15 protein-coding genes and 1 pseudogene are annotated in these 16,566 nt (G+C 37.7%); 12 read left to right on the top strand and 4 right to left on the bottom strand.

The window, feature by feature from the left end; all coding sequences use genetic code 11:
* The 5 genes from L652_RS0111485 to L652_RS0111465 all read left to right on the top strand — a co-directional run.
* On the top strand, positions 1-578 hold a 578-nt coding region (locus L652_RS0111485; protein WP_024603460.1), incomplete at its 5' end, for an MATE family efflux transporter.
* Positions 575-2,572 (top strand): excinuclease ABC subunit UvrB, encoded by a 1,998-nt coding sequence (gene uvrB / locus L652_RS0111480; RefSeq protein WP_024603459.1) that lies wholly within the window; start codon positions 575-577, stop codon positions 2,570-2,572. The genes L652_RS0111485 and uvrB, both read left to right, overlap by 4 nt.
* 2 nt (positions 2,573-2,574) lie before the next feature.
* On the top strand, positions 2,575-3,513 hold the full coding sequence (locus L652_RS0111475) for a class I SAM-dependent methyltransferase (protein WP_024596452.1): 939 nt from the start codon (positions 2,575-2,577) through the stop codon (positions 3,511-3,513).
* The gene (locus L652_RS0111470; RefSeq protein WP_024596451.1) at positions 3,514-4,194 is read left to right on the top strand and encodes a tRNA (adenine(22)-N(1))-methyltransferase TrmK; all 681 of its coding nucleotides are present in this window, start codon (positions 3,514-3,516) and stop codon (positions 4,192-4,194) included.
* 101 nt (positions 4,195-4,295) lie between these two features.
* Positions 4,296-5,318, top strand: coding sequence for a hypothetical protein (locus L652_RS0111465; protein WP_024596450.1), 1,023 nt, complete (start codon positions 4,296-4,298; stop codon positions 5,316-5,318).
* 4 nt (positions 5,319-5,322) lie between these two features.
* On the opposite strand, the gene L652_RS0111460 is transcribed toward L652_RS0111465, so the two are convergent.
* Entirely contained in the window at positions 5,323-5,565 is a 243-nt protein-coding gene (locus L652_RS0111460) for a hypothetical protein (RefSeq protein ID WP_024596449.1), read from the bottom strand.
* A 368-nt stretch (positions 5,566-5,933) separates the two neighbouring features.
* Between L652_RS0111460 and L652_RS0111455 the strand changes: the two genes are divergently transcribed.
* Positions 5,934-6,383 (top strand): isoprenylcysteine carboxylmethyltransferase family protein, encoded by a 450-nt coding sequence (locus L652_RS0111455; protein WP_024596448.1) that lies wholly within the window; start codon positions 5,934-5,936, stop codon positions 6,381-6,383.
* A gap of 94 nt (positions 6,384-6,477) precedes the next feature.
* Here the strand turns inward: L652_RS0111455 and queC are convergent, their stop codons facing one another.
* The gene (queC, locus tag L652_RS0111450; RefSeq protein ID WP_002960416.1) at positions 6,478-7,134 is read right to left on the bottom strand and encodes a 7-cyano-7-deazaguanine synthase QueC; all 657 of its coding nucleotides are present in this window, start codon (positions 7,132-7,134) and stop codon (positions 6,478-6,480) included.
* Between the two features lie 145 nt (positions 7,135-7,279).
* Between queC and queE the strand changes: the two genes are divergently transcribed.
* The 4 genes from queE to L652_RS0111430 all read left to right on the top strand — a co-directional run bounded on the left by queE (position 7,280) and on the right by L652_RS0111430 (position 12,804).
* The gene (gene queE / locus L652_RS0111445) at positions 7,280-7,945 is read left to right on the top strand and encodes a 7-carboxy-7-deazaguanine synthase QueE (protein ID WP_024596447.1); all 666 of its coding nucleotides are present in this window, start codon (positions 7,280-7,282) and stop codon (positions 7,943-7,945) included.
* 226 nt (positions 7,946-8,171) lie between these two features.
* Positions 8,172-8,915 (top strand): class I SAM-dependent methyltransferase, encoded by a 744-nt coding sequence (locus tag L652_RS0111440; protein ID WP_024596446.1) that lies wholly within the window; start codon positions 8,172-8,174, stop codon positions 8,913-8,915.
* Positions 8,916-9,267: 352 nt separating this feature from the next.
* A complete protein-coding gene (locus L652_RS0111435) occupies positions 9,268-10,488 on the top strand; it encodes a putative phage abortive infection protein (protein WP_024596445.1) in 1,221 nt (406 codons plus the stop codon).
* Positions 10,489-12,804: a DUF262 domain-containing protein gene (locus tag L652_RS0111430; RefSeq protein WP_024596444.1), complete on the top strand. Its 2,316-nt coding sequence runs from the start codon at positions 10,489-10,491 to the stop codon at positions 12,802-12,804.
* Between the two features lie 141 nt (positions 12,805-12,945).
* On the opposite strand, the gene bcp is transcribed toward L652_RS0111430, so the two are convergent.
* Positions 12,946-13,425 (bottom strand): thioredoxin-dependent thiol peroxidase, encoded by a 480-nt coding sequence (gene bcp / locus L652_RS0111425; protein WP_002963124.1) that lies wholly within the window; start codon positions 13,423-13,425, stop codon positions 12,946-12,948.
* Positions 13,426-13,436: 11 nt separating this feature from the next.
* Entirely contained in the window at positions 13,437-13,970 is a 534-nt protein-coding gene (locus L652_RS0111420) for an ACT domain-containing protein (protein ID WP_007583906.1), read from the bottom strand.
* A gap of 358 nt (positions 13,971-14,328) precedes the next feature.
* Here L652_RS0111420 and bamC point away from each other — a divergent pair, with 358 nt between their 5' ends.
* Together bamC and L652_RS01000000123705 are read left to right on the top strand one after the other, a co-directional pair.
* Complete coding sequence (bamC, locus tag L652_RS0111415; RefSeq protein ID WP_024596443.1) at positions 14,329-15,390, top strand: outer membrane protein assembly factor BamC; 1,062 nt, start codon at positions 14,329-14,331, stop codon at positions 15,388-15,390.
* A gap of 66 nt (positions 15,391-15,456) precedes the next feature.
* A pseudogene (locus L652_RS01000000123705) lies at positions 15,457-16,566 on the top strand (YjiH family protein); the annotation flags it as partial.

Raw genomic sequence — 16,566 nt, 5'->3', positions numbered from 1 at the left:
CCGCCTTAGTAGCGCATCATGGGCCAGAAGCCGTGGCCGCATTTGGAGTAGGAAGCCGGATAGAATCTATTGCAAGTATATTAGTGCTTGCGCTATCGATGACATTACCGCCATTTGTGAGTCAAAACTTTGGGGCTGGCAAATTATGCCGTGTTAAAGAAGCGTATACCGGCACACTAAAATTTGTGATGGTATGGCAATTTGCCATTTACGTATTACTAATTGCATTTTCAGGTGTTATAAGCCAATTATTTGGTAAAGAACAAGCCGTAATAGATGTAATTAAGCTCTTTATTTATACCATCCCACTAAGCTATGGCTTACAAGGGGTGATCATATTATCAAACTCATCGTTTAATGCTTTACACAAACCAATGAACGCATTGGTACTAAGCGTTATTCGTTTATTCATATTTTATGTACCATTTGCTTATATCGGCAACGAAATAGCCGGATTATTAGGGTTATTTATAGGCGCTGCCATAGGTAATTTATTTACAGCAATAGTGGCATATAAATGGTTTATGAAAAAACTAGAAGCGCTGAGCGGCGAATCGTTACAGGAGTGCAATAATTGAGCGACCATTTTCAGTTAAAATCACATTTCAAACCAGCAGGCGATCAGCCTACCNCCGCCATTAAACAGCTATGCGAAGGGTTAGAAGCGGGGCTTGCACACCAAACGTTATTAGGTGCCACCGGTACAGGTAAAACCTTTACTATGGCCAATATTATTAGCGATTTAAATCGTCCAACAATAATAATGGCGCACAATAAAACATTGGCTGCGCAGCTATACGGCGAGATGAAAGAGTTTTTTCCTAAAAACGCGGTTGAATACTTTGTATCGTATTACGATTACTACCAGCCAGAAGCCTATGTTGTATCTAGCGACACATTTATTGAAAAAGATGCTTCGATAAATGAGCACATAGAGCAAATGCGTTTAAGTGCGACCAAAGCATTGCTTGAGCGTCGCGACACCATTATTGTGGCATCGGTATCGGCTATTTATGGTTTGGGTGACCCTAAATCGTACATGAAAATGATGCTGCTTTTAAAAGTGGGCGAAAAAGTAGATCAACGCGACATGCTACGCCGCCTTGCTGAAATACAATATACCCGCAATGATATAGATTTTAGCCGAGGTACATACCGTGTACGTGGCGAAGTAGTTGACATATTCCCAGCAGAATCAGACACATTTGCTGTACGAGTAGAAATGTTTGATGATGAAATAGAACGCTTAAGTATTTTTGACCCGCTTACCGGTGCAATTGAAAAGCACATAGTGCGCGCTACTATTTATCCTAAAACGCACTATGTTACCCCGCGTGAAAAAATACTTGGCGCTATCGAAAAAATAAAAGAAGAACTAAAAGAGCGACGCGCCCAGTTACTCAGTGCAAACAAGTTAGTAGAAGAGCAACGTGTAGCACAGCGAACGCAATACGATATAGAAATGATGACCGAGCTAGGTTATTGCTCGGGTATAGAAAACTACAGCCGTTATTTATCGGGGCGTACGCCAGGCGATCCGCCGCCAACATTGCTTGATTACCTACCTGATGACGCATTAATGATTATTGATGAATCGCATGTAACCGTATCGCAAATTGGCGCAATGTATAAAGGCGACAGAAGCCGTAAAGAAAACCTTGTTGAGTATGGTTTTAGAATGCCCTCAGCAATGGATAATAGGCCACTGCGCTTTGAAGAATTTGAAGCCATAGCACCACAAACTATTTATGTATCGGCAACGCCTGGCGACTTTGAGTTAGAACGCTGCGCGGGCGAAATTGCAGAGCAAGTAATTCGCCCAACAGGGCTGCTCGACCCACTTATAGAAGTACGTCCTGTGGGCGATCAAGTTGATGATTTACTCTCAGAAATATACAAAAGTGTGGAGAAGGGCGAACGCGTACTGGTAACTACACTTACTAAACGTATGTCTGAGGATTTAACAGATTACCTAAGCGAGCATAATGTAAAAGTACGTTACTTACATTCAGACATTGATACCGTTGAGCGCGTAGAAATAATTCGTGACTTACGAGCTGGCGTGTTTGATGTGTTAGTGGGCATTAACTTACTGCGAGAGGGCCTTGATATGCCAGAGGTGGCACTTGTTGCCATACTTGATGCTGACAAAGAGGGTTTTTTACGCTCGGCTCGCTCGCTGATACAAACTATTGGCCGTGCTGCGCGTCACTTAGATGGCCGCGCTATTTTATATGGCGACAGAATTACAAAATCAATGGCAAAAGCCATGGACGAAACAGCACGCAGGCGCGAAATTCAGCATGCATACAACGTTGAGCACGGCATAGAGCCTCATGCTCTGGCTAAAAAAATACTTGATGTAATGGATGTAGGCGAAGAAGCGGCCCCTAAAGACAACCTTAAACTTATTCGTAAAGAGTCTAAAAAGGTTCTTAGTGCGAAAGAAATTGCCGTGCAAATTAAGCAGCTTGAAACCAAAATGCATGCATACGCAAGCGACCTAGAATTTGAAAAAGCGGGCTCTGTTCGCGATGAAATACATGAACTACAACAACAGTTGATTAATTAAAAATGACAGCAAACTTTACACCTCTTATTACTGCGCTTGAAGACGCGCCAATTTTAAAAAATGAACTGTGTCGTGTTTTTCATGGCCGAGGCCACAGCGTCGAAGCATTAAGCCATATTAATTTAGACTTTTACCCGCCCAGTTTATTTTTGGTTTCGTACGACGAAATTGACGAGCAAACACTAAGCGAGCTCACCAATGTTGTGTGGCAGTGGGCACAAGAAAAACAGCCTGAGCTTATTACGTCACTTGTGTACCAGCAACGTGCTGGCGTACAAAGCCAAAACACCGTGGTTTATGGGCAATTACCTAACCCACATGTTGTAACCGAAAATGGCATTCGTTTTTTGGTTGATTTACAGAGCCGTCAAAATACCGGAATATTTCCTGATATGCGTAGCGGCCGTGAATTTGTAATGGCTAACAGCAAGCATGGCAAAGTGCTTAATTTGTTTTCGTATACATGTGGGTTTTCGCTTGCCGCCATGCAAGGCGGTGCAGATCATGTGATGAACATGGATATGAGCAAAGGTGTACTTAAAGTCGGCAAGCAAAACCATCAACTAAACGGTTTTGAGCGCGGGGTAAGTTTTTTACCTCACGATATTTTAAAGTCGTTTGGAAAGCTAAAAAAAGCAGCCCCGTTTGATTTAATAATAGTTGATCCGCCAAGCTTTCAAAAAGGCAGCTTTATATTAACTAAAGATTATCAAAAAGTGCTGCGCAGGTTGCCAGAGCTACTTTGCGACAGCACACAATTATTATTGTGCGCTAATAGTCCAGAGCTTAGCGAAGATGCGTTTAAAGCATTAATAAACGAGCACACCCAAGGCGCAATTGAATTTGTTGAGCGTCTAGCCCCCACCGAGCGTTTTATTGAAGTAGACAACGACAAAAGTTTAAAAGCGCTTGTCTATAAAACGTCACAAATACCTGATTAAATGAAGCTCAGTAAACGCCTAACTGCCATTGATAGATTAATTTCGCAGCATCACGATATTATTTGGGATTGTTGCTGCGACCATGGTTATTTAGGCATGGCGCTATTAAAACGCGCAGCTGCAAACCAGGTTATTTTTGTAGATATAGTCGCCACTTTAATGAACGACTTAGAAGCGCAATTATCATCTATTAATAAATTACAAAAAACCTGTGATAAAAATCCGCAGTGGCAGGTCTTATGTCAGGATGTAGGCAAAATTGAAATTGCTCAAAGTAAAAGCCAAGTAGTTGTAATAGCGGGTGTTGGTGGTGAGCTGTTGTTAAGTTTAGTACAACAAATTATTGCTAATAACGCAGTGGAACATTTAAATAATGTTCGGTTTATTTTATGCCCAGTGCATCACACTTATAAGTTGCGAGTGGGTTTAAAACAACTCGGTTTAGGGCTTATAAGTGAACAAATAGTTTACGACAACAAACGTTTTTATGAAGTGATTGAAGTGAGCTTTAATACTAATAATGAAATTAGCCATACAGGCAACAAAATGTGGGACCTTGCTAGTACAGAGCACACTATGTACCAACGACAACTCATAAATCATTATAATAAAATGCTCAATAAAGATAAGCCATACTATCAAAAAGTTATAACAGACTATCAAGAACTCACCGATAGTTAAAAAAGCCCAAAAGTAGGGCGTACATGTGATCTAATTACGACATTGACGACGTAATGTGTTCATAGTTTATATCGCACAACGCGAGTTTATTTGGTTTATTTATGTCAGATAACAAGAGTCACATTAATCATTTGCTTAGCAATGAGCAAAAATGGCAACACAGTTACGAGCAACCTATTTCTTATGCACCCCTTGTGCAATTAGCTAATAGCAGTTGGGTGGTGCCACAGCATTTTTTACGATACAAGCACACGCTTCAAAGCGTAAACGAAGTACTTGAGAGTATTGAGTTTTCGGCTCACTTTAGAGTGCTCGCTGCACAAAAAGGTGAAGAAATCTATCTGCAAGTAGCAGTGCTGAGCCCTGATAACTACCAAAAAAGCGCATCTACTAACGAAGCCAAGGCCAAAAAACTATTATTTGGCAGACGCTGGATTGTAGAGGAAAACTTACCTACTTCAGAACTTATTCAAACCGCATTTTTAGCGTTAAAAGTAGCGCGTGAACATGAAGTAAGAGAGCTTTTTCAGTTAATGCAAAGCAGCGCAACAAGCACGCCATTTAATAACCATCACGATTTACCTGTAATGGCGCAAAACCCTGAACTTGTTAAAAGCGAAACGGTTACAAGTAACGTTGATGAAGTGCTTAAACGTATTGTATTTGCAGGAAAAAGTATTGAGCTTAAAAGTCAGCAGCAAGTAGCCGAGCAACATTTATATACTGTTGAGCTGTTGTGTGAGGATTGCCAGCTTAGCGAGTTTAATAAAAAAACAATCGCGTTTTTAACAGCAGACTCATCCGCTAATAGCTTTTTACACGCCTTAATTGCAGCATTGGTGGCCACAAGTAATGACTATGTAAACGAGCAATTTAAGTACAAAGGTTTTGCCCGCTTTAGTAAGCACGTTGCAGTTGAACAAATAGGTAACTTAAGTATCGCTATGCGCTCGCCAAGCACCGTAGGGCTTTGCTCTATGGGTAAGCAACATGCTAATCAGTTAAACTTTGAGATAGACAGTGGGCGAGCACCACAGGGCTGCGGGCAAGCTATTGGTGGGTTTTTAGCTGCTCACGGCATTGAGCAGCCAGAAAATGCGCATTTATATCCAAATTACCTATAACAACTTAAAGTTTATTAATTTCATCTTTAACGTTAAAGCTTGAATCAGTAACAATAGCCTCAAGTGTTTGTACACGCTCTTTTAATGCAAGCACTTGCGCGTTTGTTTCAGCTAATTGTTTATTGGCATCGCTGTTGTTGTTTTGCATTTTATGCTTAAACTCAAGATGCTTTTTATACATATCGTAAACTACTCCTGAGCCAACCGAAATTAGCACAATAAGTACAATCATCGTAGTTCCAGACATAACCTCATTCCTTCTCATTTTATTATTCGTTTATGGCTAAAGTATAACCTTTAAGCGCTTTTGATAAAGCTGACAATTGTAACTTAATTTGTATACTTTATTTAATACCAATCTGCTTATATACGGGGTCTATTTAACGTTAAGAAAATTACGCTAGAACTAGGCAAAAGTTTTTGTATCTAGTGTTCTAAATAAAAAATTTTTAACGACGTTATAGTGCAATTTAATTCGTTAAATTGATCAAAGATTTATGCAGGTTGGTATAAGTTCAGCTTTGAGCGTGTTCATCATTTATACACTTTAGATATTGTTTAATAGCTACATAGCCACCATATAATAAACATAATTAGTCAATACAGTGAGTTGCCATGTTAAATAATAAAATTCCACCGGTTATCGTTGTGCTGTTTTTTGCAGGCATAATGGCGCTTATTGCGCATTACAGTGTTATTGATTTCACCGCTTTTATTACCTACCTAGCAGCAAGTTTGGTCATTATTGGGTGTGTTTTTTGTATTGCAGGTGTGGCGAGCTTTAAAATAGCAAACACCACAGTAAATCCTAATAAACCTGAGCAAGCGTCAAAACTTATTACGGGCGGCATTTATAAAATTTCGCGTAACCCAATGTACGTAGGTTTTGCATTTATTTTAGCAGGGTGGGGTGTTTGGTTAAGTTCCTTGTGGGCGCTTTTATGTATTATCGGGTTTATTGCGTATTTAACGTTTTTTCAAATAATACCCGAGGAGCGTGCGCTCACTAAATTATTTGGTGAAGAGTTTACCGCCTATAAAGCGCGCGTAAAACGCTGGCTTTAATCAATACCATTGACTTAAAACCTGACAAACAAAAAAGGCTATCGATGATAGCCTTTTTTTGTTTGCAGCAATTGTATTACTAATTAATTGCGGCTTATTCGTATTCTAACGGGTCTGTAATGTTATTTAGTGCAAATGCTTCAAGGCGTTCTTGGCACGCGCCACATTTACCACAGGCCTTTTCACGGCCGTTATAACAGGTCCACGTTTGGCTGTAATCTAAACCCATTTCAATACCGTCGGTCAAAATACCAATTTTAGTATTATTTAAATACGGGCTAAAAATTTCTACCGCGTCGTAGTTCGCAATACGACACACATCATCCATTTTTTGCACAAATTCAGGACGGCAATCAGGGTAAATAGCATGATCCCCAGAGTGAGCGCCGTAATAAACTTGGCTAGCTTTAAGTGATACCGCGTAACCAACAGCAAGCGAGAGCAAAATCATATTACGATTAGGTACAATCGTACTTTTCATGCTTTCTTCTTCGTAATGGCCTTCAGGTACGTCAATATCATCAGTAAGTGATGAGCCACCAATAAGTTGGTTAATCGCCGAAATATCAACAATTTTATGTGGAACGTTTAATTTTTCACACACACTTGCCGCTACTTTAAGCTCTTTTACATGACGCTGACCATAGTCAAATGAAAGGGCATATACATCATGGCCTTGTTGCAGGGCTTTATTTAATACGGTAAATGAGTCCATACCGCCGGAATAAATAACAACTACTTTTTGCGTCATATCTGTTTTGCTCTTAGTTTTAATAGAGGTTTATATCAGGGCGCGATATACTACACGGCCGCAGCTTAAATAACAATTTTTGCACAGCGCTTTTTGGTTTTTTAATAGTAGCAATTTGGCTGCTAGGTAGTAAGTGAGATCTCTTTTGTACAAAATTAATGAAGTGTTTGAAACCATTCAAGGTGAAGCTAGCTTTACTGGCACACCCTCAATATTTTTACGTCTGCAAGGCTGCCCAGTAGGTTGCTCTTGGTGCGACACTAAGCAAACGTGGGATGTTGATAATGTATATAAAGTATCGCTGGATGAAACCGTAGAAAAAAAAGCCGACTCAGATCATTGGGCTAACGCCAGTACAGAGCAAATTTTAGCGTTGTTTCAATCGCGTGGGTATACCGCAAAGCATGTTGTAATTACCGGCGGCGAGCCATGCATGTTTGATTTAAATCCAGTATGTAACTTATTACACGAACACGGTTTTAGCACACAAATAGAAACCAGCGGCACGTTTGAAATACTCGCCCCAGAGCAAACATGGGTAACGGTATCGCCAAAAATCAATATGCGCGGCGGTTACGAAGTACTTACCAGCGCGATGAAGCGTGCCAACGAAATTAAACACCCCGTTGCCATGCAAAAGCATGTAGAAGAGTTAGAAGAATTATTTGCAAAAACAGGCGTTAACCCAAAGCTTGTTTATTTGCAGCCAATTAGCCAAAAAGTATCAGCAACCAAATTAGCAATCGACACCTGTATTGCCAAAAACTGGCGCTTATCAATACAAGTACATAAGTATTTAGGAATTAGTTAAAGCCAGCTTAAAGTTATATTACGTATGTTGGGTAGAGCGAAGCTAAACCCAACAAACCTCTACTTCCGCACAATTTTCTAATAACGTTTTATAATATTTAAATACGTAGGTCGGATAAGCGAAGCACCACCCGACAACCCTAAAGCTCATATCTTCTTCGCTAATAGCCATAACTAGTTTACTATGCGCGACTTAAAAATATTCTACTACTTACCACTAGGCTTATATGTCCGCAAATGCGCTTTACACCGACCTTTCTGATTACTACGACTTAATGTGTGCAGATATTAATTATCAAGCCCAAAGCAATTCTATTCACAGGCTGCACCAAATTTTTGGTAATGGCGCAAACACCCATCTCGATTTAGCATGTGGCACCGGCCCGCATGTACGCCACTTTATTGATAACGGTTATAAAAGTAGTGGGCTTGATTTTAACCAGCCAATGCTCGATAAAGCAAAAGTTCGCTGCCCAGAAGCGCAATTTTCGTTGCAAAACATGAGTGAATTTAAGGTCACTGAGCACTTGGATTTAATTACCTGCTTTTTGTATTCACTGCATTACTGCGACGGAATTGATAAGTTAAAAGAGTGCCTTGCTAGCGTGCACAATGCATTAAATGTAGGTGGGATATTTTGCTTTAACACGGTTGATAAAAACAAAATCGACAGCGATTCATTTGTAGAGCACACCGCAACAAGCGAAAATAGCTTCTTCACATTTCGATCTGGCTGGCACTACGGTGGCACTGGCAGCAAACAATTATTAAAACTCAGCATAGAAAAAACCACCGCAGATAAAACACTCGTATGGCACGACGAGCACCCAATGGTGGCTTTTAGTTATACCGAGCTTAAAGAAGCCTTAAAACCGTACTTTGAAATCCACATATTTGAACATGACTACGACAAAATAACCCCATGGGCAGAGCGCTCAGGCAACGCCATTTTTGTCTGCGTAAAAATTTAAGATAAACACTCATCAAGAAGAGATAAAAGTTTGGGTAGAGCGCAGCGAAACCCAACGAACCTCCAATATCCACGCCCCTAATAACCCCGCATTATATATTTGAAAACGTAGGTCGGATAAGCGAAGCGCCATCCGACACAGTAAATTATTTGAATTTCTGTGCATATCAATACCTTATTTTTGATATAAAAGTTCATCTTTATAGCGTTACCCTTAATAAAAAATAGGGGGAGCAACGTTATTACCAACTATAACAAATTGACTTTATGAAAGATTTTCTACTTGATATCACAATTAAGATACTACATCATCAAGGTGGGTATTTTAGTTTTCTATTTAAAGGGACATATGAATGAATCTATTGCACTACCTAAAAAATGAAAAAGCCATATCGACAATTATAATTATTGGCGCAATTGTCGTATTTAGTGCATTTCCATTATTTTTTTGGAATGAGATTTCACTGAGTACTTCACGAAAAATTAATGCTGAGAAGTTCGGACAGTTTGGTGACTTTATAGGTGGCTTTATAGGGTCAATTTGGGCACTCGCTGGAGTGTTCCTATTTTATAAAGCCCTTGTAGAGCAAAGAGTTGATTTAGATAATAATCGTCAAGCATTAACACTTCAAGTTGCAGCGCTAGAGCAGCAAATTGAAGAGTTCAAATTGAATAGAAATGAGCAAAAGCTTAGTAGAAGAGTTTATGAAGAACAAAGCAAAACAGCAATGACACAACAATTTGAATCAAGCTTTTATTCATTATTAAACCTTTACTTAAATATAAAAAATAACTTAAATGTCATTAAACCAAGTTATTTTAAAAGCCTAGTTGATGAAGTACTTAACCACAGCGAAACTTATGATGCAAACCCGCTATTGCATAGGAAAAATCTTGTTAACTCGTTTATCGAAGTATATGACAAAAAAAGCGAGGAGCTATCGAGATATTTTAGATCTTTTTATAGGCTAATCATAATAATTGATGATTCACCTAACCTTACAGATAAAGAAAAATTTTATTATGCAAAGATTTTAAGGGCTCAATTATCTGATAATGAGCTCATAATTTTATCCTATAATTCATATACGTTTTTTGGTAAAAAAGTACAGTCCTTTATTTTAAAATATAACTTGCTAAAGCACCTGCCTATCCTACAGTTGCCCTCCTTAGCTAATTTTAAACCACAATGTGATGATGGCTCTTTGATTAATTTAGTTGATCTATTGAGTGCATTTTTAAGGAAAAATTTACCAAGATATTATGATGTTACTAATGATAAACCTAAAATAGAAGAAGATTTTGATGAGTTAAAAGTGATATTTGGTATCTACTTTGATGATGATATAAGCATAAAGCTGTACTTTCAAAATGAAATTGAGAATGGATTAAGCAATATTGATATCGGAGAGTTTATTTACTTATTTTCACATGAAATTTTAATTTTCCAAACATATCTGTTAGATAGAGAAATTACTATAGAAAAATCAAAAATAGAGTTTGAAGAAAAAATAGCATTTTGTATAACCATAAAGACAGATGAATTGATCAACCTTAATGAGGATGAATTTTAAATGGAAAAAACAACTAAAGCGGATCAATTCAGAGATGTTTTTCAGAGTTCATTAAAAATAACTTCTAGAAGCCTTTCTGTTAAAACTCTTTTAAGCGAAAGAAACCTGAAAAGAATAAATTATACTCCATACTACCAAAGGAATTACGTATGGGATAATCAAAAGCAATCATTTTTTATTGAAAGTGTCATTTTGGGTACTGAAGTTCCTCCACTAATTTTTTTCAAAGCTGGTTCAAAGGTCGAGGTCATTGATGGAAGGCAACGTTTTGAAACATTAAAGAAATTTAAAGAAAATGATTTTAATTTATCAAGTAAGGGACTCACAGACTTAATAGACTTGAGTAGAAATTCCTTCAATAAATTACCAGAGTTTTATCAAAGAACCTTTTTAGATTCTAATATTCGTGTGTTTGAATTTGAAGTTATTAATCATCCTACTTTAAACGAAGATATTATTGATAAAGTTAAGAAAGAAATATTTAGAAGGTATAATACTGGTATAACTCCATTGTCTCGAGATGAGTTAGATAACGCTAAGTATGATACAGATAGGTTTTCAGAATTGTTTAAAGATAGAATGAAAAGTGATGATTCATTTTTCATTTCATTTAATCAATGTTTTTTCCCAAAAATAGATTTAGATAAGGTTTATAAGGCTGATACTATTTCTCAAAACTTAGATACAATCAGAAAGTATCGAGTTTTTGATCAATTCCCGATAGCTAAATATGCAGGTTCAAGTGAGCGCACTTCAATAATCGATATTTTATACGATTTCACTAATAATAATTCGGAGGATATTGAAAAAGAATATAATGACTTTTATATTGTTATTAATGAAGTTTTAGATATTCATAATTCACCTTGGATGAAAAGTTACCGTGGTAATAAGTATATTTTTGAAACTTTATTATGGGCTCTTTCTATATTTTATAATGAAAATATTTCTTATAAAGTTGAACCTGATAAGTTTGCCAACTATCTAAAGAAAAATATTGATTACTATTCTACCGATAATGCTCATTATTATGGAAACACTATCTCGAGACATGAGGCAACTGCCCGTTATTTAGAGCAAGATGTTGAATTCGATTTCAGACCCTATATTCGCTCGAACACTTTCAGTAAAGATTTTAAAAATAAGAAACAAACTGCAGAAGAGACGGCCAAATCATTAGATGATCTGTCTAACTTAAGATTACATAAGCCGAACCCTACTTCTGTTGATATTGACGAGATTAGAGAGGATATTAAATCTTCAAACTATATTTTGCGTCCTTCCTATCAAAGGCAAGAGAAAATAAGTTTGTTAAAGTCTTCATCTATAATTGAAAGCATACTTTTAGGAATCAACTTACCTCCAATTTTTGTTTTTAAAAGGATCGATGGTGTCAAAGAGGTTGTCGATGGACAACAAAGGCTACTTTCAATAATTGGTTTCTTAGGCGAAAGTTATAAAAATGAATCAAATAAAGTCGTGTATTCAAAAAATAACAGTTTTAAGCTAAAAGGGCTTAAAGTCTTAGAAGGCTTAGAAGGTAAGAGGTATACCGATTTAGATGTTTTCCAGCAAGATAAAATACTTGACTTTGTTCTAGATGTAATTGTGATCGACGAGCTACAAAATGATAGCTTTGATCCTATAGATTTATTTATTAGGCTGAACTACAAACCTTACCCAATTAAACCAAATTCTTTTGAAATGTGGAATTCAATTGTAGCTCCGGATGTTATTCAAGAGATTAAAAACATTAGAAATAGCAACCTTTCTAATTGGTTTTTCTTTAGAGAAATAAAAGAGGGCAAGCCAGATAGAATGCTTAATGAAGAGCTTATTATTACACTTGCTTACATGCACTACAAAGGTGATCCTAAGGAAGTTATAGGTTTTTTTCCTAGGCAAAAAACTATTACTTGCCGCGTTAAAGATAAAAAAGGGTTTAGTGATTTTCTATTTGATTTAGATAGCACGGCTATTGAAAAACAAACATTTTTGAAAAGTATTAAAAAAACTAATGATTTAATTTGCTTACTTAATGATTTATTTGGTGGTAATACGACTAAAGATTTATTTACTGATTTCTTGAATATTAATAATAATAAATCTTTCAGGAGAACTCTTCAGGATTTTTATGTTACTTGGCTCATCTTGGTTAATGCATCTAGAGATAAAGTTTTAGCTAATAGAGAAGATTTTATTTTTGATATTAGACAATTATTAATGAAAAGGTTAAATCCCCACAATGTCCTGATTGATGAAAAGTACGTTAGTGAATTTCTAGAAATGGTGGAGGTTGCGCAGAAAAAATATTAATGTTTAGTAAAATTAAATTGACTAAACCCAAATATTTAATAACTAGCATAAAAAAAGCGTTGCCCTTGAGCAACGCTTTTCTGTATTTGTCTAATAGCTGGTAGCTAACTTACTCAGCCACAAACTTATTCTGCAGCTAACTTATTCTGCTGCGAGATAATCCAACACTACTTGATGGTGATCTTTAGTTTTAAACTTATCAAATAGGTGTTTAATTTTACCGTCTTGGCCTACTAAAAACGTCAAACGGTGAATACCATCGTACTCTTTTCCCATAAACTTTTTGTAGCCCCATACACCAAATGCTTCAGCAATGGCGTGGTCTTCATCGGCTAATAAATCAAAATTAAGCTCTTTTTTAGTTTCAAAGTTTTTAAGGCGCTTAATTGGATCTGGGCTAATACCTACAACGCGTGTGTTAAATTTAGCAAGCTGTGCTTGCTCATCGCGTAGGTTTTCGGCTTGTACAGTACAACCCGGCGTTGACGCTTTAGGGTAAAAGTACACAAGCACTTGTTGCTCTTTTAACAGCTCGCTTAATGTTACTGTTTCGTCGTTTTGGTTTTGTAGGCTAAAAGCGGGTGCAGTATCGCCAGCTTGTAATGGACTAATTGTGTTCATGTTTAGCATCCTTAACGAATTCGTTTAAAAATATAATCTACGTTTAGTGTGTGAGAAAGGCTCTCAAAACTAATTTTAAATTGATCTATATCTACATCAACAGGTATGTTGAATTCAAGTTCACAACGCATCTTTATGTTGTCTTCTTGGGAATAAGTGTCTGACTTAAGTGAGCAAATACTAATATTATTGTCGGCAAAAAAGCGCGTTACTTTGCTCAATGTACCAGGGGTGTCTATGCCTGTGTATTCTAGTGTGTAACCTGCACAAAACTCGCTAGGAGTATGACTTGCTGTACGCTTCATCATGGTTAGCAGGCCAAGTTCCATGGCTTTAGTGGGCAGTACGTGCTCTATGCGGCTTATTGCCGACATGTCGCCGCTAAGTAGCATTATGAAGGTAAATTCGCAGCCTAAAATAGCAATTCGGCTGTCAATAATGTTGCAGTGGCAATCGCTAACCAGTTGGGTTAGTTCACTTACTATACCGGGTCTGTCTTCGCCAATCGCTGTTAAAACAATTTGATGATTTGAAAATGCAGTCATGAGTTCAAATACCTTGTTACTTGGATTATATCAACCGAGTTGGCAACACCAAAAATACACACGAGAAGTTGCACGGCGGCGAAGTTTAACACAAAAAGGGCTCTAAACTACAGCACACGCTAATTAAGCGCTTTTAAAGTGCGGTGTTTCTTGTTTTTACTGGCACGGGAAAGTACCATAGCTAAAATTTGCTTATTTGCGCTTAGTTGCTTACTAAGTTGAAGTGCTGAACTTTATTGCATTTAGGCAGCCAAATAATAAATGTAAAGTTAATATTGATTTTACACTGAACCAAATCGGTATTACCCACTCATATATTTGTTAAAACAATTAAAGGGTATGCTAAGGAGAAATATCTGTGCAGTATTGGATCCCAAAAGCACTTGCAGTAAGTGTATTGGTAAGTTTATCAGGGTGTAGTGTATTTATTAATAAGGCACATGACGAACGTAACTATCGTACGCATGAGCCTGTAAAAGCACCAGCGTCGTTATCTCAACCAGCTCAAGACCCAGTTTATAAAATGGATGTAGGTCAATACGACAATAATCCTGAAGCTACAAATTACCGCCCACCGGCACAAGTATTAACAATTGCGAAAGGCAGTTGGGTAGAAGAGACAGATAAACAAGCGCGTATTTATTTTGATAAAAATGATGGCATTGCTGATTTAGATGAGTTTCTTTGGGATACGATTAAATCTGTCCTAGCTGATAATAATGCAGGAACTACTAAAGAAGATAAGCTACTTGGTATTATTGAAACTGATTGGTACTCAATCATTAAAACCGAAGAAGGTTTTTGGTGGTGGGGCGATGAAGTTAACGATGATTTAGAAAAGTTTAGATTCACTATTGAAGAAAAATCACATCAACGCACTGCGTCTTTACGTGTAGAGCTGATTGATTTTAAAGGTGATAAAACGCTAACAGACTTACTCAAGCAGCAGCTAGAAGTACGTGCGCTTAACCAAGTAGTGAGCGAGTTTGATTATCGTTACCGTCAACTTGAAGTTGATATGCGTAAACGCCAAGGTATTATTTCTCTTGAAATGGGCTTTGATAATAAAGGTAATGCAGCACTTGTAACTGAGCAATCTTACGAAGCTGTGTTTGACCGTTTCTCTGGGTTTTTAGAGCGCTTGTCGTTCTCTATTGTTGAAATTAACCCAGATACGGGCTTAATTACTGCAGATTATACTAAACCAGAAACAAGCGTTTGGGATTCAATTTGGGGTGATGACGTAGCTCAACTACCTATTGATGAAGGCCAATACCAAATTTTAGTAAGCAAAACTAAAGAAGGCGGTACTAGCTTAACGTGGATGGATGATAAAGGCGAAACGCTTGAGCCAGGTACTATGAATGGTTTACAACAAGCATTAGAAGCAGCACTCATTCAGCGCGGCATTAAAATTTAAATAATAATAAGTTTTACCACAAAAAGAGCGCTATGCTCTTTTTGTGGTTTTTATAGGTTAAACAATATGTCTCAGCTACCTGAACGTTCACACTATACGTGGCGCACTTGGTTTACTTTTTTGGTTCCTTCGTTAATTGGTGTGTTTTTATTTATGACACCCATTAGTACTTCGCAAGGGATGACTATTCCTATTGCCGTTATGGCAAAAGCGGTTCAAGCAATGATGCTTGGCTCTGCTCAAGCAATTATTACCCTCATTATTTGTATTACAGGGGTTATTTCTGTAATTACTAAAGTGTTTAAACCCNCCCGCCGCTATATGTAATTCACCTTTGTTAAAGCATTTATTTGATGTGAGCTGGACATGGCTGGTGGTACGCTTATTTGGTATGGCGTTTGGTTTAATGACGTACTTAAGCCTAGGCAGCGAGATGATTACCTCGGCCAATACTGGCGCGCTGGTATTAAATGATTTATTGCCTGTGTTGTTTTCGGTATTTATTTTAGCGGGCTTATTACTGCCGCTATTAATTAACTTTGGCCTATTAGAGCTTGCTGGTACGTTAATGACCAAAGTAATGCGCCCTGTATTTGGTGTACCAGGTAGAAGCGCGGTTGACTGTACTGCATCGTGGTTAGGTGATGGCAGTGTGGGTATTTTGATGACTGCAAGGCAGTACGATCAAAAGCATTATACACAACGCGAAGCGGCTATTATTGGTACTACGTTTTCAGCGGTTTCAATTACATTTAGTTTAGTGGTGCTTGGGCAAGTTAAACTTGAATACCTATTTGCACCGTTTTACGCAACGGTATGTTTAGCCGGTATTGTTGCCGCTATTATTGTGCCGCGATTACCGCCACTGCGCTTTAAAAAAGACTTACTGATTGATGGTACTGAGCCAGATAGAGACGCTGAAACAATTCCGGGTCATAAAACTTTATTTGGCCATTCGTTAGATGTTGCATTAGCAAAAGCTGATAACTCAACGGGTGTTAAAGGCACTATAAAAGAGGGCGTACATAACGCGCTTGATATGGTATTTGGTGTGTTACCTGTAGTTATGGCGGTAGGCACATTTGCACTGATAATTGCTGAGCATACGCCTATATTTCAGTATTTAGGTATGCCGTTTGTGCCATTTTTAGAGCTATTGCAAGTACCCGAAGCAGC

It is taken from the genome of Pseudoalteromonas sp. TB25, from assembly GCF_000497995.1.
GTDB classification, from domain to species: domain Bacteria; phylum Pseudomonadota; class Gammaproteobacteria; order Enterobacterales; family Alteromonadaceae; genus Pseudoalteromonas; species Pseudoalteromonas distincta.
This window is presented reverse-complemented; position numbering and strand designations above follow the sequence as displayed.